The organism is Bacillus sp. FSL K6-0993 (assembly GCF_037977205.1).
Taxonomy (GTDB): Bacteria; Bacillota; Bacilli; order Bacillales; family Bacillaceae; genus Bacillus; species Bacillus subtilis.
Window position 1 is genome coordinate 2631584 of sequence record NZ_CP150275.1, and the last position, 23512, is coordinate 2655095.

General features: G+C 42.9%; 23 protein-coding genes. 8 read left to right on the forward strand and 15 right to left on the reverse strand.

The window, feature by feature from the left end:
* Positions 1–98: 98 nt before the first annotated feature.
* The 5 genes from MHH79_RS13780 (at position 99) to MHH79_RS13800 (ending at position 4989) form a co-directional block, all read left to right on the forward strand.
* Positions 99–926, forward strand: a complete 828-nt coding sequence (locus MHH79_RS13780) for a TrmB family transcriptional regulator (RefSeq protein WP_015483488.1) — start codon at positions 99–101, stop codon at positions 924–926.
* A 198-nt stretch (positions 927–1124) separates the two neighbouring features.
* Positions 1125–1625, forward strand: a complete 501-nt coding sequence (sigV, locus tag MHH79_RS13785; protein WP_340034658.1) for an RNA polymerase sigma factor SigV — start codon at positions 1125–1127, stop codon at positions 1623–1625.
* Positions 1625–2482, forward strand: a complete 858-nt coding sequence (gene rsiV, locus MHH79_RS13790; RefSeq protein WP_100506512.1) for an anti-sigma-V factor RsiV — start codon at positions 1625–1627, stop codon at positions 2480–2482. Before sigV ends, rsiV begins: the two co-directional genes overlap by 1 nt.
* 110 nt (positions 2483–2592) lie before the next feature.
* Positions 2593–4497 carry a peptidoglycan O-acetyltransferase OatA gene (gene oatA / locus MHH79_RS13795; protein ID WP_063335506.1) on the forward strand — a complete coding sequence of 635 codons (1905 nt, stop codon included), beginning with the start codon at positions 2593–2595 and terminating at the stop codon, positions 4495–4497.
* A 201-nt stretch (positions 4498–4698) separates the two neighbouring features.
* Positions 4699–4989 carry a YrhK family protein gene (locus MHH79_RS13800; RefSeq protein WP_015483489.1) on the forward strand — a complete coding sequence of 97 codons (291 nt, stop codon included), beginning with the start codon at positions 4699–4701 and terminating at the stop codon, positions 4987–4989.
* Positions 4990–5231: 242 nt separating this feature from the next.
* Here MHH79_RS13800 and cypB read toward each other — a convergent pair whose 3' ends face one another.
* The 7 genes from cypB to MHH79_RS13835 all read right to left on the reverse strand — a co-directional run bounded on the left by cypB (position 5232) and on the right by MHH79_RS13835 (position 12234).
* Positions 5232–8396 carry a bifunctional cytochrome P450/NADPH--P450 reductase CypB gene (cypB, locus tag MHH79_RS13805; RefSeq protein ID WP_100506510.1) on the reverse strand — a complete coding sequence of 1055 codons (3165 nt, stop codon included), beginning with the start codon at positions 8394–8396 and terminating at the stop codon, positions 5232–5234.
* A 16-nt stretch (positions 8397–8412) separates the two neighbouring features.
* Positions 8413–8997 (reverse strand): transcriptional regulator FatR, encoded by a 585-nt coding sequence (fatR, locus tag MHH79_RS13810; RefSeq protein WP_021480200.1) that lies wholly within the window; start codon positions 8995–8997, stop codon positions 8413–8415.
* 222 nt (positions 8998–9219) lie between these two features.
* A complete protein-coding gene (locus MHH79_RS13815; protein WP_063335508.1) occupies positions 9220–9762 on the reverse strand; it encodes a methyltransferase domain-containing protein in 543 nt (180 codons plus the stop codon).
* A 187-nt stretch (positions 9763–9949) separates the two neighbouring features.
* A complete protein-coding gene (locus MHH79_RS13820) occupies positions 9950–10108 on the reverse strand; it encodes a hypothetical protein (protein WP_003229817.1) in 159 nt (52 codons plus the stop codon).
* Positions 10109–10264: 156 nt separating this feature from the next.
* The gene (locus MHH79_RS13825; protein ID WP_004399102.1) at positions 10265–10414 is read right to left on the reverse strand and encodes a YrzI family small protein; all 150 of its coding nucleotides are present in this window, start codon (positions 10412–10414) and stop codon (positions 10265–10267) included.
* 388 nt (positions 10415–10802) lie between these two features.
* Positions 10803–11603: a formate/nitrite transporter family protein gene (locus tag MHH79_RS13830; protein WP_024572080.1), complete on the reverse strand. Its 801-nt coding sequence runs from the start codon at positions 11601–11603 to the stop codon at positions 10803–10805.
* A 262-nt stretch (positions 11604–11865) separates the two neighbouring features.
* Entirely contained in the window at positions 11866–12234 is a 369-nt protein-coding gene (locus tag MHH79_RS13835; protein WP_004398508.1) for a DUF2294 domain-containing protein, read from the reverse strand.
* A 315-nt stretch (positions 12235–12549) separates the two neighbouring features.
* On the opposite strand from MHH79_RS13835, the gene fdhF reads away from it, so the two are divergent.
* Together fdhF and MHH79_RS13845 are read left to right on the forward strand one after the other, a co-directional pair.
* Positions 12550–15492, forward strand: coding sequence for a formate dehydrogenase subunit alpha (fdhF, locus tag MHH79_RS13840; RefSeq protein WP_100506543.1), 2943 nt, complete (start codon positions 12550–12552; stop codon positions 15490–15492).
* 18 nt (positions 15493–15510) lie between these two features.
* Positions 15511–15993 carry a DUF1641 domain-containing protein gene (locus MHH79_RS13845; protein ID WP_003246168.1) on the forward strand — a complete coding sequence of 161 codons (483 nt, stop codon included), beginning with the start codon at positions 15511–15513 and terminating at the stop codon, positions 15991–15993.
* A gap of 35 nt (positions 15994–16028) precedes the next feature.
* Here MHH79_RS13845 and MHH79_RS13850 read toward each other — a convergent pair whose 3' ends face one another.
* The 5 genes from MHH79_RS13850 to MHH79_RS13870 all read right to left on the reverse strand — a co-directional run bounded on the left by MHH79_RS13850 (position 16029) and on the right by MHH79_RS13870 (position 19827).
* Entirely contained in the window at positions 16029–16259 is a 231-nt protein-coding gene (locus MHH79_RS13850) for a YrhC family protein (protein WP_003237358.1), read from the reverse strand.
* 82 nt (positions 16260–16341) lie between these two features.
* Positions 16342–17481, reverse strand: coding sequence for a bifunctional cystathionine gamma-lyase/homocysteine desulfhydrase (locus MHH79_RS13855; RefSeq protein ID WP_063335511.1), 1140 nt, complete (start codon positions 17479–17481; stop codon positions 16342–16344).
* 1 nt (position 17482) lies between these two features.
* The gene (locus MHH79_RS13860; RefSeq protein ID WP_063335512.1) at positions 17483–18406 is read right to left on the reverse strand and encodes an O-acetylserine dependent cystathionine beta-synthase; all 924 of its coding nucleotides are present in this window, start codon (positions 18404–18406) and stop codon (positions 17483–17485) included.
* A 63-nt stretch (positions 18407–18469) separates the two neighbouring features.
* A complete protein-coding gene (mtnN, locus tag MHH79_RS13865) occupies positions 18470–19165 on the reverse strand; it encodes a 5'-methylthioadenosine/S-adenosylhomocysteine nucleosidase (protein ID WP_009967881.1) in 696 nt (231 codons plus the stop codon).
* Between the two features lie 20 nt (positions 19166–19185).
* A complete protein-coding gene (locus MHH79_RS13870) occupies positions 19186–19827 on the reverse strand; it encodes a class I SAM-dependent methyltransferase (protein ID WP_015384223.1) in 642 nt (213 codons plus the stop codon).
* Between the two features lie 192 nt (positions 19828–20019).
* Here MHH79_RS13870 and MHH79_RS13875 point away from each other — a divergent pair, with 192 nt between their 5' ends.
* The gene (locus MHH79_RS13875; RefSeq protein ID WP_014477495.1) at positions 20020–20223 is read left to right on the forward strand and encodes a YrzA family protein; all 204 of its coding nucleotides are present in this window, start codon (positions 20020–20022) and stop codon (positions 20221–20223) included.
* Between the two features lie 36 nt (positions 20224–20259).
* Here the strand turns inward: MHH79_RS13875 and MHH79_RS13880 are convergent, their stop codons facing one another.
* The 3 genes from MHH79_RS13880 to greA form a co-directional block, all read right to left on the reverse strand.
* Positions 20260–20961, reverse strand: coding sequence for a YrrS family protein (locus MHH79_RS13880; protein ID WP_003246156.1), 702 nt, complete (start codon positions 20959–20961; stop codon positions 20260–20262).
* Positions 20962–21025: 64 nt separating this feature from the next.
* Entirely contained in the window at positions 21026–22780 is a 1755-nt protein-coding gene (locus MHH79_RS13885) for a penicillin-binding protein 2 (RefSeq protein ID WP_100506509.1), read from the reverse strand.
* A 53-nt stretch (positions 22781–22833) separates the two neighbouring features.
* A complete protein-coding gene (gene greA / locus MHH79_RS13890; RefSeq protein ID WP_004399078.1) occupies positions 22834–23307 on the reverse strand; it encodes a transcription elongation factor GreA in 474 nt (157 codons plus the stop codon).
* Positions 23308–23512 lie beyond the last annotated feature (205 nt).

Genomic DNA, 23512 nt, shown 5'->3' on the forward strand with positions numbered 1-23512 from the left:
TACTTATAAAAGTGTATCAATCAGTTTGGAATAAATCAATATGGTTTGTTAAAATAGCGATTACAAAGGCAGCGATTGCTCTTTATATTGGAGGATATATGAAAGAAAATATGTTAGACATTTTAAAAAACCTCAATTTTACAGAATATGAATCGAAAGCGTATTTGGCATTATTGCAAGAATCACCTTTAACAGGCTATGCCGTTGCCAAAAAATCCGGAGTTCCCCGTTCTAAAATTTATGAAGTCTTGGAAAGCCTTGTCATAAGGGGAGATGTTTTTGTCAGTCATGGAAATACGCCTCAGTATGTTCCAGTCCCCGCAAAAGAACTGATTAAAAACCGCCGGCTCAAAGCGGAAGAGCATTTTGATCAGGCTGAGAAATATTTTGAAAAGTTCGAGGAGACCGCAAATGACCGGGAAAACATCTGGAATATCACCGGCCGCAGTGAAATTCTTGAAAAGGTGAAGGCTTGTATCTTATCTGCCAAAAAAAGAATCCTCTTAGAAATATGGAAAGAGGATTTTGAGGAGATAGAATCAGAGCTCAAACATGCGGCAGATCAAGGCGTTATTGTCACCATTATTGCGTACGGAGACATCGTATCTGATTTTGCCAATGTTTACCTTCATGATATGAGCAGTGAAATTACAGAAGAGTATGACGGACGGTGGCTTGTCTATAGCGGAGATGATTCAGAAGTAGTAGCGGGCATTGTCTCACTTGGCAACGACAGCCGTGCTGCATGGACGATGCATGTAGGTTTAGTCATGCCTATTACTGAAGTGATCATTCATGATCTGTACCTCATGGAAATTCTGAAAAAGCATAGAGAGCTTTTAGAAGAGAGCTTCGGGAAAAATCTCATCCAGTTGCGCCGTAAATTTTCTATCCATTCAGATTTCAAAAAACATTATTTGGAATAATGTTTCGCATCTCTTACCCCAAAAACATGGCTTGTACAAAACAAGCCGTGTTTTTTTATGCATAAAACTCCCCCTTGCTGATTTACTTCTCTCTTTTAAAAAAATGCAATTCTGCGCAAACTATTTTTCAGCCTGCCGCGTCTATCCTAGGTAACAGCCTACGATATACGTATATTCAAAAAGGAGCCCTTTATTGCAATGAAGAAAAAACAAACAACAAAAGCGTTGCTTGTCACATGTATAACTGACCATAAGCAAGATTTCTACAGGTTGGCTTTCAGTTATGTAAAAAATCAAGATGACGCATTAGATATTGTTCAGGAATCTATAAAAAAAGCGCTGAGCTCAGTTGAAACGGTCAGAAACCCTGAGACGATAAAAAGCTGGTTTTATAAAATTTTAGTACGGACAGCCATTGATTTTTTGCGCCAACAAAAAAAGATAAGAGTGATGGACGACGAAACGATAGAATTTTTAAGCAAAGGAAAGGAAGACCATTACAAGGATACTGATCTCCATGAAGCGCTTGACGAATTGCCGTACCGCTATAAAACCATTATTATTTTACGCTTTTTTGAAGACCTCAAATTAGAAGAAATTGCGGAAATTACAGGAGAAAACACGAATACCGTCAAAACGCGCCTATACAGAGCATTGAAGCTGATGCGCATTCAGTTGACGAAGGAGGATCTTTCTTAATGGATAAGAGATTACAGCAATTAAGAGAAGAATATAAAAATGTTCAGATTCCTAAAGAATTGGATATCATTGTTGAAAAAGCCCTTCAGCAAGAACCAAAAAAGAAAAGAATCGTCATGTGGCCGACATCAGCAGCAATCGCTGCAGCTATTTTATTCACTGCGCTTGTTAATATCAACCCTGACGCTGCTCAGGCTATGTCAAAGATCCCTGTCATCGGCAAAATCGTCAAAGCGATCACCTTTATTGAAATCAAAGAGGAAAAAGACCAATCAAGCATTGATGTCAAAACACCTGCTTTGTCCGGGCTTTCTAATAAAGAGCTTGAAAACAGCATTAACCAGAAATACTTGAAAGAAAGCCAGCAGCTGTATAAAGAGTTTATACAGTCCACATCCAAAAACAAAAAAGGGCATCTCAGCATCTACAGTGATTACGAGACGGTCACAGACACGCCAGATTTACTCTCTATCCGGCGCAATATTGAAAAAACACAAGCATCTTCCTACACACAAAGCCGTTATATTACAATTGACAAAAAGAATGATATTTTACTTACATTAAAAAGCTTATTCAAAGATGAGCGCTATATCAAAGTCATCAGTCAAAACATCAAAGAACAAATGAAACAGCAAATGAAGGAAGATCCAAATAAAATATATTGGCTCACTGACGAAGATGCAGAACCGTTCAAAACGATTCTTCCTGATCAGACGTTTTACATTACTGAAGACCATAAACTTGTGATCTCATTTGACGAATATGAAGTCGCCCCCGGCTATATGGGCGTTACCGAGTTTACAATTCCAACCAGCGTCATTTCAAACTTGCTCATGGGAGAACGTTATATTCGATAAAATAAAAACATCCATCTAAGATCATGGATGTTTTCTCTCTTCTCTATTCGAGGTCGTAACCTCGCTATCAAAAACAACGAGAATATTTGCATACTATTGGAGGAATACCCATGTATCACAAGACACAGCATCATCGATACATCCCTGGACTTGATGGCCTTCGCGCTTTTGCCGTCCTTTCAGTTATCGCTTATCACCTAAATTTCAATTGGGCTAACGGTGGTTTTATCGGAGTTGATATCTTTTTTGTTTTATCCGGATATTTGATTACATCTATTCTATTACCGGCATATGGAAATGATATCAATCTTGATTTTCGGGACTTTTGGGTGCGCCGCATTCGGCGGCTTCTGCCGGCAGCGTACCTTATGATCTTTTCCACTGTTGTGTGGGTCGTATTGTTTGATCGAGAACTATTGCACACTCTACGTGGAGATGCGATCTCTTCTCTCTTTTATATGAGCAATTGGTGGTTTATATTTCACAAGCTATCATATTTTGATAGTTTCGGTTCCCCATCACCTCTAAAAAACCTTTGGTCGCTGGCGATTGAAGAACAATTTTATATCATATGGCCGATGTTCTTAGTTGTTGGAATGTACATAATGAAAAGCCGCGCCAGATTGGCTGCGGTGATATCATTGCTTGCGCTTTGTTCAGCCGTGATGATGAGCGTACTGTATGAACCTGGCGGAGATCCGAGCCGCGTTTACTATGGCACAGACACTCGTTCGTTTGGACTTCTCATCGGATGTGCCTTGGCTTTGGTATGGCCGATGAAAAGGCTGTCTTCCAACAGGCTGCCTAGCAAACTGAAGCACACTTTGCACGCCACTGAATTTTCGGCATTTTGTATTTTAGTGTTGTGTGTCTATTTCACAGATGAATACGAGCCTTTTCTTTACAGAGGCGGAATGCTATTCATTAGCGTGACTGCCGCAATCCTTATTGCATGTGTTTGCCATCCGAGCAGCTTTTTAGGCAATCTGCTTTCATGGAGGCCGCTTCGGTGGCTTGGAACGAGGTCTTACGGAATTTATCTTTGGCATTACCCTGTTATTGTGTTAAGCACGCCAGTTCAAGAAATCGGAAACCCTGTTTTTTGGCATATCGTGCTAAAGGTCATTGTGACATGTATACTTGCCGAGCTTTCCTATCTTTTTATTGAGAAGCCGATACGGACACAGGGATTTAGGTCATTTTTCCGCCGTGTTTTGATACATAGAATCAAGGAATGGAAAACGACATCTGTCATCAGCAAAATGTCAATTGGTTTCGTCATTTTCGCTATACTTATTTTTGCAGGCGGGCTGTCTGGGCTAGCCGGAGAGCAAAAGCACCCTACCAAATGGACATATAGCTCACAAGAAACAAATGTTGACACCAGCCTGGCTTCTGGGGATAAAAAGAATGCTGCAGCAGATAAAAAACACAATCCTGAACAAAAGACAACAGAATCCGATCAACGTCAAAAGGAAAACAAAGATAGTGGGCAAGAGACTCATAAAAAGAAAGACACGCAATCTCAACAGGCGAAAAAACCAGCAGACACTGCGAAAGAGGTGTTAGCTATAGGAGATTCCGTCATGCTTGATATTTCTTCACACCTGCGTCAGTCACTCTCACATGTGACGATTGATGGAAAGGTGGGGAGACAAATGTCTCAAGCTTTGGAACTCGCAAGGGAATACAAGTCTTTTAATCAGCCGAACAAGGCTGTCATCATTGAGCTTGGAACCAATGGCTACTTTACAAACAGCCAAATCGAACAACTGCTTCAATCTTTCTCAAAAGCTCATATCTATCTTGTCAATACACGGGTTCCCCGCCAATGGGAAAGCAAGGTTAATGAATCTTTACAACACCAGGCAAGCGCACATCAAAATGTTACGTTAGTTGACTGGCATACAGAAGCTCTTCAGCATCCAGAATATTTTACCCCTGATGGTGTTCACTTGATTCCTAAAGGGGCAAAAGCTTTGACTGCTCTTATTGTTCAGGCGATGAAATCGTAAAAAAAGAGATTCTATGGGATCTCTTTTTTACTAATTGCCTCTGGTTTTTGAAGGAAGATCTTGCGACTATAACTAAACATTCAAACAGAAGAGTATTCTAACTGCTTAAAATCGTTGATTATGTCTCCTTTCAGCAAGGCAGCCCTTATGTTTACATTCCGTTTACGTAAGGGTAAGCCAAAATAGAATGGAGGGATGATGGTGACAGTAAATGAAGAACGTGACATCCAAAAAGAGCTGAAACGATATGAGCTTTTTTTCAAAAAACGATATAAGATTCTTTATACAGTAAACGATTTTATTATTGGTGCTTTGTTTCTCGTCGGGAGCTTTTTCTTTTTTTATGACCGATTAATGTCGGCAGGGATTTGGCTGTTTGCGATCGGAAGCTTGCTGCTGTTAATCAGGCCCACGATCCGGCTGATTCATGACTTTCATTACCGTAAGCATGTGGAACAGCAATTCAAGCATCAATCTTCAACAGATGACTGATCTCGAGGAATCACAAGATAAAATGCAAAAAAATGATGTTAAAATTGCAATAAACGAGACTTTAAGACTATTTATTTTTAAAAATAAGGCAAAAAACATAAACTTTCGTCCCTGTTTGCCGATATTAACAATAAGACCGGCGCGATACTCCCTATAACATCCTTTTCAGTAGATTTCATTATCGTGCCGGTTTTCTCACATGCAAAGCAATCCCGCCAATCAGATTGGCGGGATTTTATGTTTTACATTCCTGTCCAAACGTCTTTTACATAACGTTTTTGATCTTGCAGCTTTTGCAGCCATTCAGCTGATTCTTCCTGACTTGCTCCTTTTTCAGCTTCATACGCCAATCGCAAAGTTTTCTCTACATCAGGAGCCATTTGCGATCCATCACCGCATACGTAAATATGAGCCCCTTTTTCAATGAGTGTCATCAATTTCTGCGTATCTTGCTTGAGCAAGTGCTGGACATATTCTTTTGGTTCGTTTTCGACGCGCGAGTAGCATCGGCGGATTGTGACCAAACCGTCCTGTTCCGCTTGATCCAGCTCTTCTCTGTAAAGGTCGTCATGGTCCGGGCGGCGGCAGCCGAAGTATAAAAGTGCTTCACCAAGGGTGCTTCCTTCCTTCTTCAAAACCGATCTTGCCTGAATAAAGCCCCTGAATGGCGCAATTCCTGTGCCCGGCCCGACCATAATCATAGGCGTTTCAGGGTCATCCGGCATCTGGAATCCGGACTGCGGCGTACGAATGAAACAGGCTGCTGCATCACCTGTATTCAATTCTGCTAAATAATTAGAGGCGACACCCCGGTATTCACCTCGGCCGCTCCATGCTGAGGCTTTCACAACTCCTACCGTCATGCTCACGATATTTGCATGAACTTTCGGTGAGCTTGAAATGGAATAGTATCTCGGTTTTAGTGATGGCAAAAGTGCTAAAAACCGTTCAAACGGCATTTCGCAGGCAGGATAATCCTCTAAAAAATCAAGTATGGTAAGACGTTTTGCAAGTACCTGCTCTTTGTAAATGCCATCATCTGAAACGAGCTGTTCCAGCTCTTTTTGATGCGGCGGACAGACTGTATAAGAGGCCAGCTCCCGAAGCTGAAGCCTTGATGCCGGTTCCTGCAGCTCTACATAGGACGACAATAAATCTACTACTTTGATCGGCCGATCCATCGGCAGATGAGCCATATGAGCGCTTCCGCTTACTTTTATCACATGATTGAACTGCAAACCGAATCGGCTGAGAACCCGCTGAACAAGCTCCCTGCTGTTCTTCGGCAGGATTCCGATATGATCGCCTTCTTTATATGTTTTACCATCCGGAATTTCCAATTCAATATGGCGGGTTGAACGCGTACTGTCAGCTGTCTGGAGTTCTCGATTCTCTAACACAATCCCTTCAAAGGCGCCATATGCTTTAGCAACCGGCGTTTCCGTCGCTTCACTGAGAAAAGTAATCGATAATGAAGGCCTGTCTTCTTTCTGGTCTAATTCGTTAATATCAAATGCGTCCATCGTTTCCTTCCAGAAGCGGTTTTCCCAAGACTCGCGATGGCTTTCAAAATCATCGGCGGCGTCACCTTCCCCAATCGCTGTTAAACGCGATGCCCCCTTTGCTTTCATCATGTCATCAATCAGGCGGGGAATCCGCTGATACGTGCTGGCCCAGCTCCGGTTCCCGCAGCCGAATACCGCATAGGAAACACCTTTCAATCGGCCTTCCTTAAGCTCTTTCAGCCACTCTACAAAGCCGGCAGCATTATCAGGCGGCGCCCCATTATAAGAAGCCGTTACAATGACGACTGCCCCTTCTTCAGGGAGCTTGCCGATATAATCATCAAGCGGAGCCGTTTCAGCTGCAAAGCCCATCTGGCGGCCTTGAGCAGCCAGTTCACCGGCTATTCCCTCAGCTGTCCCAAGGTTTGAACCGTAAAGAACGAGTAAAGGTGTGCCGTGTATAGGTTTGGTTTCTTTTGGCTTTGTTTCTGCTTTGATGTCTGCCTGTTCTTTTCTCTGTACATTGATTGCCGCTGTTTTCCGCGGTTTCACAGTAATTTTAAAATCATCCGGCTTGATCGTTAATGCTTCTTTGATTTTTAGTTCATAGCCAGTATGGTTTATCAATTCAAAATGCTTTAATACAAGACCGAGAACCATTGTCGCTTCTTGAAGAGCAAACTGCATGCCAATACAAGCGCGCTGTCCGTTTCCAAACGGCTTATACGCATGGTGAGGGATACTTGAAGGATCCTCAAACCGTTCCGGACGGAAATCTTCCGCATCCGGTCCCCAAGCGTTTTGATCCCGGTGCAGTTTTGGAATTAAAACAGTGACTGGCTGCCCTTTACTGATCGGATATTCCCCGCCTAGAACAGTATCCTCCTTCGCATATAGAGAAAAAGCCGGAGCTGTTGGATACAGTCTGAGGGTTTCATTTAATACCATCCGAATGTATTTGAGCTGCTGGATTTGTTTATATTCAGGCGTGTCATCTGTTAACACGCGATCCGCTTCCTCCTGAGCTTTTTTCAGTTTTTCCGGATGTGTAAGCAGACAATAAATCGCAAAGGAAAGCAACCCGCTTGTTGTCTCATGTCCAGCAATTAAAAATGTGATGATTTGATATCGAATGTTTTCGTCATCCAGCGTTTCACCCGTTACTGGATCTTTGGCATAAAGCATGAGAGACAAGAGATCCTTAATGTTTTCATCTGGATTCGCCTTTCGCTCCGCTATCATTCTATCAACCAGGGAGTTCATGACTTCTATATCCTTTTGGAACTGCAGCTTCGTTTTCACCATCATCTTATCTTGCAGACCCAGTCTTTTCGATTGATTCATCGCCTCTTTTAAGGCACGGAGCATACTGGTGATAAACGGATGCTGTGAATCACGGTAAAAGCTGTTGAATCGATAGTTAAAACCGCATAACCCAATTGTATCAAGCGTCAGACGTGTCATATCGTCCGCTACATCAATTTCTTCATTAGGGTTTAACCGGCTCCACTTTTGAATCAGCTGGGTTGCGATATCCAGCATCATAGAATGATAGCCTTTCATCGCTTTTTGACTAAAACTCGGCAGCAAAATGCGGTGGGCTTTTTGCCAGTTCGGTTCGTGCGTCCAGCTTGTAAATAAGCCATCTCCCCCGAACTCACGCACCTTTTGCAAGCCTTTGCCAAGGTTCTTGTCGAAGCGGCTTTCATCACACACTTCAGCCACAAGATTGTGGCCCGAGACAAAAACACTGGATACTCCCGGAAAATCAAAACGGAAAATCGGTCCCAATTCATCAGCTATCCGCCATAAGGATTGAGAAAGCTGTTCTTTCTCCAGATGCGGAAGATTTTTTAAAGGTCCGTATGTTTTGGGCTGAGGTATTGCGCTTGCCTGTTTCATTAACATCTCCCTTTCCTTATTTTTGTGATGAATGAAGCTTAATGGCGTCCCAGCAGCATTGTTCCAATTCAGTAATTAAATCAGTGTCCATCTCTATATCACCTGTTTGAACGAGCTGATATATCTTGAGAAACGCCCCTAATACAATCGCAATTAACACATTAGAGGGCAGGCTGCGAATCACGCCTTCCGCTTTTCCCTTATTAAAATAGTCATCAAGCATTTGAGTCAGATTTTCTATCATTTTTTTGCTTGTATGATTTAAGTAATGAGCATCTTTTTTGGTTTCAAGAAAAAAAAGCGCATAGTCGCTCTCTTTCGTAAACTGAACGAGACAGCAAAATACGTGGTGAAAGCCTTCTCTGACAGGCAATTCTGAAACGTCTTGCTTCAGTTTTTCCGTAAATCGCTGGATGCTTTCTTGAAACAGTACGTTGACGAGTGTTTCTTTGCTGTCAAAATAACGATAGATCGTTCCTGTCCCTACATGAGCACGTTCAGCTATCATAGGAATAGTGGTAGCGTCAAAACCCCTTTCCGTAAAAAGTGAGACCGACGCTTTCATAATCATGTCGTATTTACTGCTGGATGCGGATAACATGTAATCTGACAACCTCCGATTCGTTTGCGGAATGAATATTCATTCCTTTTGTTCACAAAGAATGTCTGCCCTGTCTGATATCACCTCTTTGTTCTTTCTTCTGTTATAAGTTTATATGAAAAAAACTTTTTTTAATATAAAGTATATGCAAAAAATAAAAAATTAAGAAAATATACCCAAATCCTAATGCGAGGATCTTGGATATATTTCCCGAGAAATTTTTTATTTAACAGCCACAATACATAGACAGGAATCACGCCTGATAACAGAAAGATCCCTGAAATGCTGGTCTTTCAGCAGTTGAATATACGTTTTCTCTTTTTCACCGGTATTTGTGTCAATACTGATATAAAACCGGCCGTCAATTTGAAGCACCCTGTAAATTTCTCTTAATGCAAGCCTAATATCGGTGCAGCTTTGAACCGTATGTAAAGAAAAGACTTTATTAAAGGTACGGTCATCAAAGGGAATGTCCTCTGGACAGCCATGACAAACCTCCCCGTTCCCCATGTTCTTTCGATTCGCACGTGATATCTGTCTTACCTTTCGTTTTGAAGGATCAATGCTTTTTAGGCTTCCCTTTTCTAGTTTCTTGGTTATGCTTTTAAAGACAGTGCCATTTCCAATTCCAATTTCTAAAATTCTGTCATTTCCTTGTATATCTATAGAGTCAATCATCATATGCTCAATTGTTTTGGTTAGCTTATATTTCCGAGAAAATAATTTCCAAAAATCCGATCGTTTATAGAGTCTATTTTCTAGCATTTTAAACACCTGCTTTTGGTTTCCTATGTTTATTTATTATATTCAAAAAATAAACATCATCTTCATTCTAAAAGTGAAGGAAGGTACCAACTAGACGGCAATGTATTGAAAAATGTTTCAATAGAACTAAACTTTTTCATTTTTTTCCGCAAAAAAAGCAGAAAACAAAATGTTTTCTGCCCTCTTTCTAATGCCAATGATAAGGGAATACATACAGCCTTTGCTGCTGCATTGCCATCAGCCTCTGCTGTCGGAATGGATTTCCATAACCATGTTTGAAGGAATGCGGCATGGACGCATAACCATGGCCAATCGACGGCAGCCTTTTTTGATAATCGTTCATCATGCCATCACCTGCCTCACAGTAACGTTGATTTATTGTATGCAGGCAGGCATTTTCTTGACAGCTGTTTCGCTAAACTTGGTCCTTCTCCATTGTATAATGCATCAATAATTCCATTCTAAGCATATGCCATTCCCCCTTCAGTTTTTTTCGTTGCTTTTAGCGCCAGTTTGTTAAATAAAGATGCTTTAACTGAGACTCTTTCATTTCATCATAAATCTGCTCAATCTGCTGTTCTCGTTCGAATTCTTCCAGGCTTTTAAACCGTTTTTTAATCGTTAACGTTAAAAAGAATAGGTTAATCGTCATATCGCTCACCCCCTTTCAAAGTCCGCACAAGCGAAATAACCCGCGGCACACCCCTTCTGCTGCGGGCAAATAAAAACCGCAGACAAAAGAAGACACCAATGCCTCTACTGCCTGCGGGGAGTTGCGTATGTCCGACTATTCCGAATTTAATGCGTGCGATAAGCATCGGTTAAGGAAGGACACGAACTCTTCCACAGGCTGAATAAACCATGAACTTTTACATGTGTATCACGTACAGGTTGACGTCGTTGTCTCATTGTCATTTTGGTTCAGCCTCCTTTGCTTTTTTCTTACTTTGTAAGTATATCCACCAAATTCCATTTTGTAAACATCTTTTTCTAAAAATGGACGGAAATTGTGCAAATCATCGAATGGATTTGCCCGTTGGTCATGACACCTGCTTCATTTCTTTTCTGGAGCGGTCTTTCTTATGATATGCAATAAAATAAATGAGACCCACAAATACAGCTCCGCCGATGACATTACCGATAAAAGCCGGAATGATGTTTCCGATGAACTGCCCCCACGTGAATGAGCCTGCAAAAATGGCAGCAGGAATCACAAACATGTTGGCGACAACGTGCTGAAATCCGATAGCCACAAAAGCCATGATTGGGAACCAGATGCCAAGGATTTTTCCTGCTGCGTCTTGGGCGCCGAAAGAAAGCCACACTGCAAGACATACAAGCCAGTTACAGCCGATGCCGGAAATGAGAACCTTGCCAAAGCTCATATCGAGCTTTCCTTGGGCAACGGCAATCGTTTTTTCTAAATAGGGACCTGTTTCAGTCAATCCAACCAAATGCCCGAAAAAGTACGCAACAAACAATGCGCCGATTAAGTTCATAATTGTGACGATTCCCCAGTTAATCGCCAACTCTTTTACTGATATTTTTCTCGAGAATAACGCCATCGCAACTGACATCATATTGCCTGTGATCAGTTCAGCGCCAGCGAGAACGACAAGGATCAGACCGACTGGAAATACTGCTGCACCAATCAAACTGGACAGGCTCCCCCATTCTTTCGGAAGATCGCCGATTACCCTGATATCAAGCAAATACCCAAGCGCGATAAATGCACCGCCTAAAAACCCCAGCACAAGCAGTGACGGCAGCGGGAGCTTTATTTTTTTCATCCCTGCTTCAATTGCTGCTTCCGCTATTTCATCCGGTTTTCGAAAAGCCATAATTAAACGCCTCCATTACTTCTTCTTTTCTCACAGTTATGCAAGAAAGGCAATAAAAAAGGCAGCACTCAAATAACCTGTGTCAAACCAGGCGTTTGAATGCTGCCTAACTTGTATGCATACCCATACAACAATATCAAGCAGTATGTAAGATATTGAAAGAGAATATATACAGTTCGTGCATACATTCCATTGCTTTAGCCTTCTATAACTGTAGCAACATCATATCAAATGTGACAAATTTGTGTCAATGACAAATATACTAGCTTTGCAGAGCTTCTTTTTGCTCATCTATTTTTCGGTCAAAAACAAATACAGATACAGCGATGTTTTCCTCAATTTTAATATCAGAAAACAAATGGACTAGCTTAGCTCCCATGAGTTCCTCCATTCCTTCCGGTGTTTGTTTGGAATAAAGGTCTTGAATTAGGCTTGTCCGGGCCGCATGTACCATTTCTCTTCCTTCAGGCGTACGGGCGATAAACTGCTCGCTTGCACTCAGATTTCCGTATAGTGTTGAAACTGCCATGTTTTCTACAAATACAGTATGAATTCTCTCAGGCCCTTTTCCGAACAATTCTTTGCGAAGTTTTCGAATGATATCATTGAATTCATGAATTTTTTTAGACATGCTGATTACCCCTTCCGATATTGCCTTATAAAGGCTTTTCCCGGTTCCCCTCAGGACATTTCACTTGGTTAAAATTTTCCTGCCATATTGTATTATAATAAATATCACATTATAATAAAAGCAGTGTTGATGGATTTGTAATAGGATCTTGTTATGAGTCTATCGTTTTATAAAAATCAAGGATTGGTCTGTTAGTAAGACTTGCTAGTGAACTATTCCGCCATGTGTGTTTACACCTTCTTAGAATTAAGGGCAGGTGTATCTATACATGGCTTTTTTTGACTTCTTGAAAGAAAGATGGAGGGGAATATGAATATGATGGACGTTAAGTCGATCAGTGTCCGTGTAGACGGAACAGAAATTCAAGCACGAGCAGGGGCCACAATTTTAGATATTTTAAATGAAAACGGAATTGAGTACCCGCAGATTTGCCACGTACCAGAGGTTGACCCGATTCAAACTTGTGATACTTGCATAGTAGAGGCAAACGGCAAGCTGGTTCGTTCATGCGCGACGGTTGCAGAAAACGGGATGTCTATTGATCTTTCAGGAAATCGAGTGAAAGAAGCGCAAACCGAAGCGATGGACCGCCTTCTTGAAAATCATTTGCTGTATTGTACAGTTTGCGATAACAACAATGGAAACTGTACGCTGCATAATACAGCGGAAATGATGGGGATCGAGCATCAAAAATACCCATATACGCCAAAAGAAGATCCTTCTTGCGCGGTTGATATGTCTCATCCTTTTTACCGCTATGATCCAAACCAATGTATTGCCTGCGGCCAGTGTGTTGAGGTCTGTCAAAACCTTCAGGTAAATGAAACACTCTCAATCGACTGGGAACGCGAACGCCCTCGCGTCATTTGGGATGAGGGAGTTTCGATCAATGAATCTTCCTGTGTCAGCTGCGGTCAGTGTGTAACAGTATGTCCATGTAATGCACTGATGGAAAAATCAATGCTAGGGCAGGCTGGTTTTATGACAGGCATTAAAGAGGACGTCATGGAACCGATGATTGATCTCGTGAAAAATGTTGAACCGGGGTATGGCAGCATTTTTGCCATTTCTGAAGTCGAAGCGGCAATGCGTGAAACAAGAACGAAAAAAACGAAAACTGTATGTACGTTCTGCGGTGTCGGGTGTTCATTTGAAGTATGGACAAAAGGACGGGATATTTTAAAGATCCAGCCTGTTTCTGATGCTCCGGTTAACGCGATTTCCACATGTGTCAAAGGGAAATTCGGCTGGGATTTCGTCAATTCTGAGGAGCGGATCACAAAGCCTTTAATCCGTAAAAACGGAGCCTTTGTGGAATCTTCTTGGGAAGAGGCCCTCGATCTTGTCGCAAGCAGATTAGGATCAATTAAAGAACAGTACGGTAAAGGCTCTGTCGGGTTTATTTCTTCTTCTAAAATTACAAATGAAGAAAACTACGTCATTCAAAAACTAGCGCGTCAGGTATTTGAAACAAACAACGTCGATAATTGCTCACGCTACTGCCAGTCTCCTGCTACAGACGGATTGTTCCGCACTGTCGGCATGGGCGGTGACGCCGGCACGATTAAAGATATCGCCAAAGCAGGCCTCGTCATCATTGTCGGTGCCAATCCGGCGGAAGGACACCCGGTGCTCGCAACACGCGTCAAACGGGCACACAAGCTCCACGGTCAAAAACTGATTGTGGCCGACCTGCGTAAAAATGAGATGGCTGAGCGATCTGATCTGTTCATCAGCCCTAAACAAGGCACAGACCAAGTTTGGCTGATGGCTGTTACGAAATATATGATCGACCAAGGCTGGCACGATCAGGCGTTTATTGAGGAGAACGTCAATTACTTTGAAGATTATAAAGAAACCCTTAAAACGTATACGCTTGATTATGCAGAACGCATCACAGGCCTTTCAAAAGAAAACATCATTCAAATTGCTGAAATGATTCGTGATGCTGACGGCACTTGTGTCCTTTGGGGAATGGGTGTCACACAAAATACAGGCGGATCTGATACATCAGCAGCCATTTCAAACCTGCTTCTCGCTACGGGCAACTATCGCCGTCCAGGTGCCGGCGCTTATCCTCTGCGCGGACACAATAACGTGCAAGGAGCATGTGATATGGGAACATTGCCTGGCTGGCTGCCGGGATATCAGCATATTACAGATGACAAAGCCCGCGCTAAATTTGAAGAGGCATATGGTGTCGAGATTGATGGAAAGCCTGGTTTAGATAATATTCAAATGCTTCATGCCATTGAAGAAGGAAAAATGAAAGCTATGTATCTTGTCGGTGAGGATATGGCACTGGTCGATTCAAACGCGAACCATGTGCATGATATTTTATCAAGCCTTGATTTCTTCGTGGTACAGGACATCTTCCTGTCAAGAACAGCTCAATATGCTGATGTCGTCTTGCCGGCCACTCCTTCACTTGAAAAAGACGGAACATTTACCAACACAGAACGCCGTGTCCAGCGATTGTATCAGGCGCTTCCGACGCTTGGTGACGCAAAACCGGACTGGTGGATTATTCAAGAGGTGGCAAACCGTTTAGGAGCGAATTGGACTTACAGCCATCCAAGTGACATTTTCTCTGAAATGGCAAGTCTTTCTCCTCTGTTTGCCAAAGCAAGCTATGAGGTGCTAGAAGGCTGGAACAGCTTCCTATGGGGCAGCTTCACAGGTGAAAGCACACCGCTTCTGTATGAAGACGGATTTAATTTCCCTGACAAAAAAGCCCGCTTTGCCCTTTCTGATTGGACCGAGCCAGCGGCATTTCCGGAGGAATACGACCTTCATATCAATAACGGCCGGATGCTGGAGCATTTCCACGAAGGAAACATGACAAATAAATCGAAAGGCATCCAAGCGAAAGTGCCGAATGTATTCGTTGAGATCTCACCTGAGCTTGCACAAGAGCGAGGTGTTTGTGACGGTTCGCTTGTACGGCTCGTTTCTCCGTTCGGAGCAGTCAAATTGAACGCGCTGATCACAGACCGGGTACGGAAAAATGAACTCTATCTGCCAATGAACTCGACAGACAAGGAGTCAGCGATTAACTTCTTGACGGGCCCTGCAGCTGATAAACGGACGAACACGCCTGCTTATAAACAGACAAAGGTCCGCATGGAAGTGCTTGGCGGCTGTGAAACAGCGCCGCTTCCAAAAACAAATCCGCGCAACAAAAAACGGCATCCGCAAAACGGAGTCGAAGCAGAAAGAAAATGGAACCGTCCTGGCTATGTCCATCTGACTGATTAAACGATAGGAGGAAAACGAATGGCCACTCCGATTACGACGATCAAAAAAGAAACAAAAACAGCTGAGCAAATTAAGCTTGAAAAAATAGAAGAACTGAAAGAGCTGCTGGCGGAAAATGAGGACGCCGTCTCTAAAACGATGACGTTAATGAATGAACTCAATGATCTTGGAATTTTTGATGCGGCAACAAGCATGCTCAGAGCGAAGGAAGACATTGCCAAGATTGCACTTGGCCAAGTTTCCCGGGAGCCTGTCACCAACCTCATCAACACGATGATGGCCGCCGGAGGCGCATTGACAAAAGCCGATCCTGAGTTTACAGCAAAGCTTTTAGAAAGTGTAATGGCTGGGACTGAACAGGCACAAAGCTTTTTAAAAGAAGACAAGAAAGTCGGGATTCTCGACCTGTTAAAAGCAATGAACGATCCTGACATCAACAGAGCCGTCGGCTTCGGCCTTCAGTTTTTAAAAGGCATGGGAAAAGAACTTCGAGAACAATAACAGAAAAACAGCCATCGCTGATGATGGCTGTTTTTTTATTCGTCGGCTTCTTCCAAACGCTTCTTGTAAATAAGTGAACGGTCAGCGCAAAAGAAGGCACCGGCTAAAAATACGCAATCCGCTAAAAACATCGTCGATTTCTGGCCTAATGTTAAGCCTTGATCAGGGAGAACTGCGCCTATATATAAAAAAGTGCTGACTGCAAGCAATGTAAAAGCAAAATGCTTGTAGTCTTCTTTTAAAGATTTCATTCTATTTTTGTTCAAAAGAATCACCTGCCAGATTCATAGTATACGACTATTATAATATAATCCGGCGGCTTACAGAGAAAGTAATTCTATCCATTTGTTATATATTTTCAAGCGCTTGGCCGATATCTTCCAACAAGTCTTCCGCATCTTCAATTCCTACAGAAATTCTGATCAAGCCGTCCGTAATGCCGAGCTCAAGCCGGCGTTCTCTCGGAATAGAGGCATGTGTCATTCTTGCAGGAACAGAAATTAAGCTTTCAACCGCCCCCAGGCTTTCAGCAATGGTAAACAGTTTCAGTTTTCCTAAAAACGCATCAACCCGTTCTTCACTGCCAATATCAAAGGAGATCATGCCGCCGAAGCCAGATCCTTGCCTTTTTGCAAGCTCATGTTCGGGATGATTTGAAGAACCAGGATAATATAACGTTTGGACAGCAGGGTGATTCTCAAGAAAGCTTGCGATTTTCCGCGCATTTTGATCGATCGCTTCCATTCTGAGTCCCAACGTTTTGATTCCTCTCATTAACAGCCAGGAATCTTGAGGGCCAAGCACGCCGCCTGTGGAGTTTTGCACAAAATGCAGCTCTTCTCCAAGCTCTTTCGAAGCTGTCACAACTAAACCTCCGACGACATCACTGTGTCCGCCAAGATATTTTGTCGCACTGTGAAGTACGATATCAGCGCCTAAAGTAAGCGGCTGCTGAAAATAAGGAGTGTTAAAGGTATTGTCTACGATAAGCAGAACACCCGCTTTTTTTGCAATATCAGCCATGAGCGTCAAGTCGGTGATTTTGAGCAACGGGTTTGTCGGTGTTTCAATATAAATGGCTTTTGTATTAGGGCGAATCGCTTTTTCAACTTCTTCTCTGCTGCTCGTATCGACAAATGTTGATTCAATGCCAAGACGGTTAAGCACCTTTGTCATCACGCGGTATGTTCCGCCGTACACATCATCAGTCAACACGACATGATCTCCGCTGTTAAACAGCATCATAACCGCTGTAATGGCAGCCATTCCTGAGCTGAACGCATAGCCTGCTTCCCCGCTTTCCAGTTCTGTCACAAGTGCTTCGAGAGCGGTTCGAGTCGGATTGGCCGTTCTTGAATACTCGTAGCCTGTATGCTGCCCTGCTTTCGGCTGCTTGTACGTGCTTACTTGATAAATCGGCACGGAAACTGCGCCTGTTTTCTCATCACCTGTGATTCCGCCATGTATCATCAATGTTTTTTTCTTCATATCAGATGCCTCCTTCGTATATTTGTTTGCTGATATATCGATCGCTGCTGTCAGGAAATACTGTGACAATGTTAGTTCCAGCAGATGCTTTTTTCGCTTCCTCCAATGCCGCATAAAGCGCTGCACCTGAAGAGCTTCCGATCAGCAGTCCTTCTTTTTCTGCCGCTTCTTTCACAAGTCTAAACGCATTCTCATCCGTTACGGTGTAGATCTCGTCAAAGTGGCTCTTATTCATATAATCAGGGATAAACTCCATGCCGATGCCCTCTGTTTTATGAGCGTGGGGTTCCCCTCCGTTTAAAATCGAGCCCTCCGGTTCAACAATCACCGTTTTGACTGCTGGATTTTTTTCTTTTAAGAAGGAAGCTGTTCCTGCGAACGTGCCCCCTGATCCTGCCCCTGCGACAAACGTATGAATATTCCCGTCAAGCGCTTCCCACATTTCAGGTCCAAGCGTCTTATAGTAAGTCGATGGATTTACTTGGTTTTTAAATTGCAAAACGCAATAAGAATTTTCAATTTCAGTCTCCAGCTGAATGGCTTTTTGAATGGCGCCCTGCATTCCGTCTTGACGCGGTGTATGAATGATTGATGCGCCAAGCGCTTGCATAATTTGCTGTTTCTCTCTGCTGAAATGTTCAGGGACACAGAAAATCGCTTTCAACCCATATTTTCTGGCACTTAGCGCAAGGCCGATCCCTGTATTGCCTGCTGTAGCTTCTATAATCACTCCGCCAGGTTTCACCTTGCCTGAATCGAGCGCGTCACGAAGCAGCATATCTCCCAGTCTGTCTTTGATGCTACCCCCGGGATTCATCATTTCAAGCTTGGCATACACCGCGACTCCTTCTGGAACATCAAAGTTCTTCAAGCGGAGAAGCGGTGTATTCCCAATCAGCTCAGTAATGTCCGTAATCACTGTCATATATGTCCTCCTCCTTAATAGAGGTTGTTTTTAGGAAAAACGGAGGAGAACGTTCTCCCCGTTTTAATGAATTCGTTTGATCACCTTTAACACAAGCTCTGTTGAATGGACAGCCGCCTGCTCTAAAAATTGGTCAAATGAAACATGTGATTCTTTTCCTGCGATATCAGATAACGCTCTGATGACGACAAACGGCGTTTTAAATTGATGGCACACTTGAGCCACTGCCGCAGCCTCCATTTCAACCGCGTACAGATCAGAAAATCTCGCACGCACCTCTTCAACCCGCTTCGGATCGTTCATGAAAGAATCGCCTGTTGCAATCGTTCCTTTTGCAACCTGAATACCGTCGAGTTCAGATACCGCTTCTTCCGTGATGCTGATCAGCTTTTCATCCGCCGCATAAGCAGCCGGAAGGCCCGGCACTTGGCCGTATTCATAGTCAAAAGCCGTTACGTCTACATCATGGTGGCGAACGTCAGTGGAAATAACGACATCCCCTACATTCAATGTATGATGAAATCCGCCGGCTGAGCCTGTGTTAATGACATAATCAGGCTTGTAACGGTCAAGCAGAAGCGTTGTGCTGATAGCAGCATTTACTTTTCCAATTCCTGATTTTAAAAGAATCACTTCAGTTCCTTCATATTCGCCTGTTGTAAATTCACAGTGTGCGATCGTTTCTGTTTTTGCATTTTCAAGTTTGTTTCTTAGGATGGTAACTTCCTCTTCCATTGCTCCGATGACTGCTAGTCTCATCTATTCACATTCCCTTCACTTTACCGTTTGATCGCCTCCATTATCCACACGAAGTCGTTTTGCTGAGTGAATCGGACTGCAAAACCTTCAGCTGTAAACATTTCTTTCAACGCATCCAATGTAGGATAATGCTCTGTCTCTAAATCATTTGCAAGCTGATAGAAGCCTTGAGAACGGGCTTTATCGATAGCCTGTTGATACGCTTGCGCATCTTCAAAGACGGTATCGGCAAACACTATTTTATCATGCAAGTGAAGGTATTTGCCATATTGCTTTATGGCAGCCCGCTTTTCTTCGTCAGTCAAATGATGAAAAGCATATGAACTGACAATTGTATCAGCCTGAAATGGCGGCTCAGGGAATGTCAGGAAGTCTCCATCAACGATTTCCGTCCTGCCTGAAAGCTTGTCAGAAGCCAGTTTACGCATTGCTGGAGAAGGTTCGATTCCAAATACAGTTTTGCCTGCATCGAGCAGCTTAGCTGTCAAATTCCCGGTCCCCGGGCCAAATTCTAACACATGCGTTCCAGATTTGCTGACGATGGCATCAAGGATATGATCGTAGCCTCTGAACGCTTCTTTATACTGAATATCTAAACCTTGTACTGTTTGATCATAAGTTGCTGCCCAATCTTCAAAGAGAGGGATAAATTCACGTCCCATATTTGTCACACTCCATATTTAATCATTCCTATAAGCATACTATGAATTAATGATGGAACAGTTCCTATAATACCACATCTTCTGAAAAGCAGGTACTAAAACACTTTGTGTATTTAATGCCATCTCATATTGCGCATTGACCGCAAAAAAGCTTATACTTCATATGACTTGTGAAAGCTGGAGGGTCAAGACATGAATTTTCAATTAGATCTGATTAAAGACAAAGTGGAATTTTTTGAAGCGGCTTCATTGCAGGAGCTTGAAAAGAAAATCAATACACAAATTGAAAACAATAAAGCCATCATGCTCCGGGTGAAATCTGTTTCACACCAAACTGCTGTGGCAGAAGGACGAATATTGTACAGCGCGGTGGTTCATTTCGCAGCTGAAGCCTAAAACAAAAGCAGCCGGTTGTAACCCGGCTGCTTTTGTTTATTTTAGCTTTTCTACTTTTGTCGGCTTCCAGCCTTTTTCATCGACCCATGTAATCGTGACTTGATATTTATTCCCAGTCGCCTTGTCCAAAATTTTGCCTTTGGCATCCTGAGGGCTGCCGTTATTTCCGAGCCAGAGCACCGTCATGTTATCTGTTGAGACACCAGTTGCGTACGAAATGGCTTTCAGCATCTCAGCCCAGTCTTGTGAGCTTGAATCATAAGTAGCGGCATGCTCGCCAGTCTGCTCAGTTCCGACTGCTTTCCAGTCAGGATTTTCATACGTTTTTTCCACATCGCTCGATGAGCCGCCTTCTGTTACTTTTGCATCTTTAAGCCCGTCACCGGCTGAATCTGAGCTTGAATCTGAATCAGAGTCATCTTTTTTAGAAGAAGAATCATCTTTTTTGGAATCAGAGTCAGAAGACTTCTCAGAATCCTTTTCGCTGTCAGATGTATCTTTCTTGCTGTCTTTTATATCCTCATCCGATTTCTTTTCCGTCTTTCCTGAAGCCGGAGATTCCTGTTTTTGCGCCGTTTCAGAATCCTTGCTGACATCTTTGCTAGAAGGACTGTTAATGAAGAGATTCGCTGCTACTACGACAATTAGTATGGATACGATTGCGATTAAAATGTTAAGCACTAAATTGGCTTTTCTGCGTTTATCACGATTTTCATAACGAGATTGATTATTGCTCAATAATTCTGCACTCCTTTATCCCTCTTGGCTCAGCATATATTTTAACATGTGCTGAGAAGTTGTTCTATTTCTGATTGATTTCAATTTCGTGTACTTTTTTAACAATATCATAAAACACCGAATTTGTCAGAGCCTTATCTCCCGGTGTATCCATGTGTAAAACAACCAGAGCGTATTTCGGCTTATCCGCGGGAAAATATCCGGCAAACCATTTTTCATAGAGTGTTTCCTTCTCTTTTGAAAGCTTGCCTGTCTGAGCTGTGCCCGACTTCCCTGCTACAGTATACGGAAGATCTTGAAACCTTCTGCCCGTTCCGGAAGGAGATTCTACCACCCGCCGCAGTATTTTTTGAAGCTGCTGTGACGTATATTTGTCTATCGTTTCCCCTTTGAGCTTCTGATCTTTAAACGTAACGAGCGTTGTGCCGTTCTTATACTCAATTTGTTCGGCAATTTTCACCTGCCGTTTTTCTCCGCCGCGGGCGATTGTCGCCATCATATTGGCTACCTCCAGCGGCGTTACCTTTACATTTTTCTGCCCGATTGCTGTTTGCGCAATGGCTTTTTTGACTGATTTGTCTTTTTCATCCCCCCAAATCACGCCGCTTTTTTCGTTATACAGCTGGCGGAAATCGGTTTCGTGGTACAGTTTTCCCTCCCAGCCTGCCCGATCAGTGAGAGCCAGCTTCTCGGACATATCTTCAATAACCGAGCTGTCTTTTTTCATTAATTGTTCTGCCAGGCTCGTAAATGTGTAATTACAGCTTTGGGCAAAACTTTCATCAAAAGACAAGGTTCCTTTGTCGTCCCCCGGTTCCCCGTACAGGTTTAAATTGCAATTAAAGGTTTGACTAGGCTTCACCATATTATTTTCGATTGCAGCTGCGGCAATGACTGTTTTAAAAACTGATCCGGGATAGATTGGCGTCAGCATATAATTTTGAAGTGTGTTTTGCCGGGACACATCCGCAGCTGGTTTGCTTACAATTCCCAGAACACTGCTATTTTCGATGTCCAGCAGCACAGCTCCTCCCTTTTTCAGCCCCTGTTCATCCAATACCTCCTCCATCGCTTTTTGAATGCTTTGATCGATCGTTGTTTTGACCTGGAGCGGATAAAATGTATTGGCTTCAGCTGTATATTTGACGTCCATGCCAAACAAAGGGTTTCCTTTTCCGTCCACATGATATAAAAGCTTTGTGTCTTGTTCCGGAAGCAAAAACTCGTCAAATGTCCGTTCTAAACCGGTTGTTCCGATTTCTGTTGTAATCGGAAGGCTCTCCTTGTCAGGATATTTCTTGCGAAGCAGCGCCGGATCTTGGTTCGTGCTCCCTATGGTATGTGAAGCAAGGCTGGGCTCGTCTTCATTCTCCATATATACGCCGTAAATGCCGGGATATTTCAAAGAATTGATTTTTGTGATAGATTGTTTTGAAAGTGTTTTGATTTTCTTTTGCTGCAAAATGACCGGTTTTTTTGCCTTACCTAGTGTCTGGCGCAAATCATCTTCAGACATGCCGAGGATGTCCGCAACTTTTTTGATCGGCCAATCCTGCGTCAGCAGAAAAGGGAACAAAACAACCGCAGGCTCGCTTTGTCCTGTCAGCGCCCGCCCGTTTCGATCTAAAAAAGAGCCTCTTCCATCTGAAATGAGCACTTCCTCCGTCCGCTGTTTCACACTTTCTTGAATCAAATTAATTTTCTTTTTAGAAAATGATTCTGTGAAAAACAGCTGGATTTCTGCAAGCCTCAGCAGAAGCAGAAAAAATACAATCAAAAAAGCGATGACTGCCAGCTTCATTCGTTTCGATATCTTCATAAAAAAACACCTCACCCACATTGTGGACGAGGTGTTTCGCTGCTAAACAGATATTATGAAATTTTCACAATTTTCACGAGCATTTCTCCGCCCGGTGTTTGTACTGTGACTTCTTCATCTACTTTTTTGCCCAAGAGGCTTTTTGCGATCGGTGAATCGTTTGAGATTTTCCCTTCAAACGGGTCAGCTTCCGCGCTTCCGACGATCGTATATGATTCTTCGTCACCGTCAGGCAGTTCGACGAAAGTGACGGTTTTACCCAAACCGACAACGTTAGAGCCGCCGTCATCTTCAATGATTTTCGCATTGCGAATCATATTTTCAAGAGTCGTCACGCGGCCCTCTACAAATGCCTGCTCTTCTTTCGCTGAATCGTATTCAGAGTTCTCGGAAAGGTCTCCGAAGCTTCTCGCAATTTTGATGCGCTCTACTACTTCTTTTCGTTTAACCGTTTTCAAATATTCTAATTCTTGTTCAAGTTTTTGTTTTCCTTCTGCAGTCATAGGAAAAACTTTCTCTTGTGCCATGTCCCTTCACTCCTTCTGGTTGTCCCTCAACATCTTCGATTATGTATGAGAGCATAAACTAAAAAATACAAGAATGAGAACACAGGGCAGTCCTCGTTCTTCTCTCCCATATAGGTACTGTTTATCTTAAACTGAATCTTGTCGTTCTGCAAATATTTCGCGTTTATAAACAGGGAAAGAAGGGAATTCGCACATTCCCTTCCTG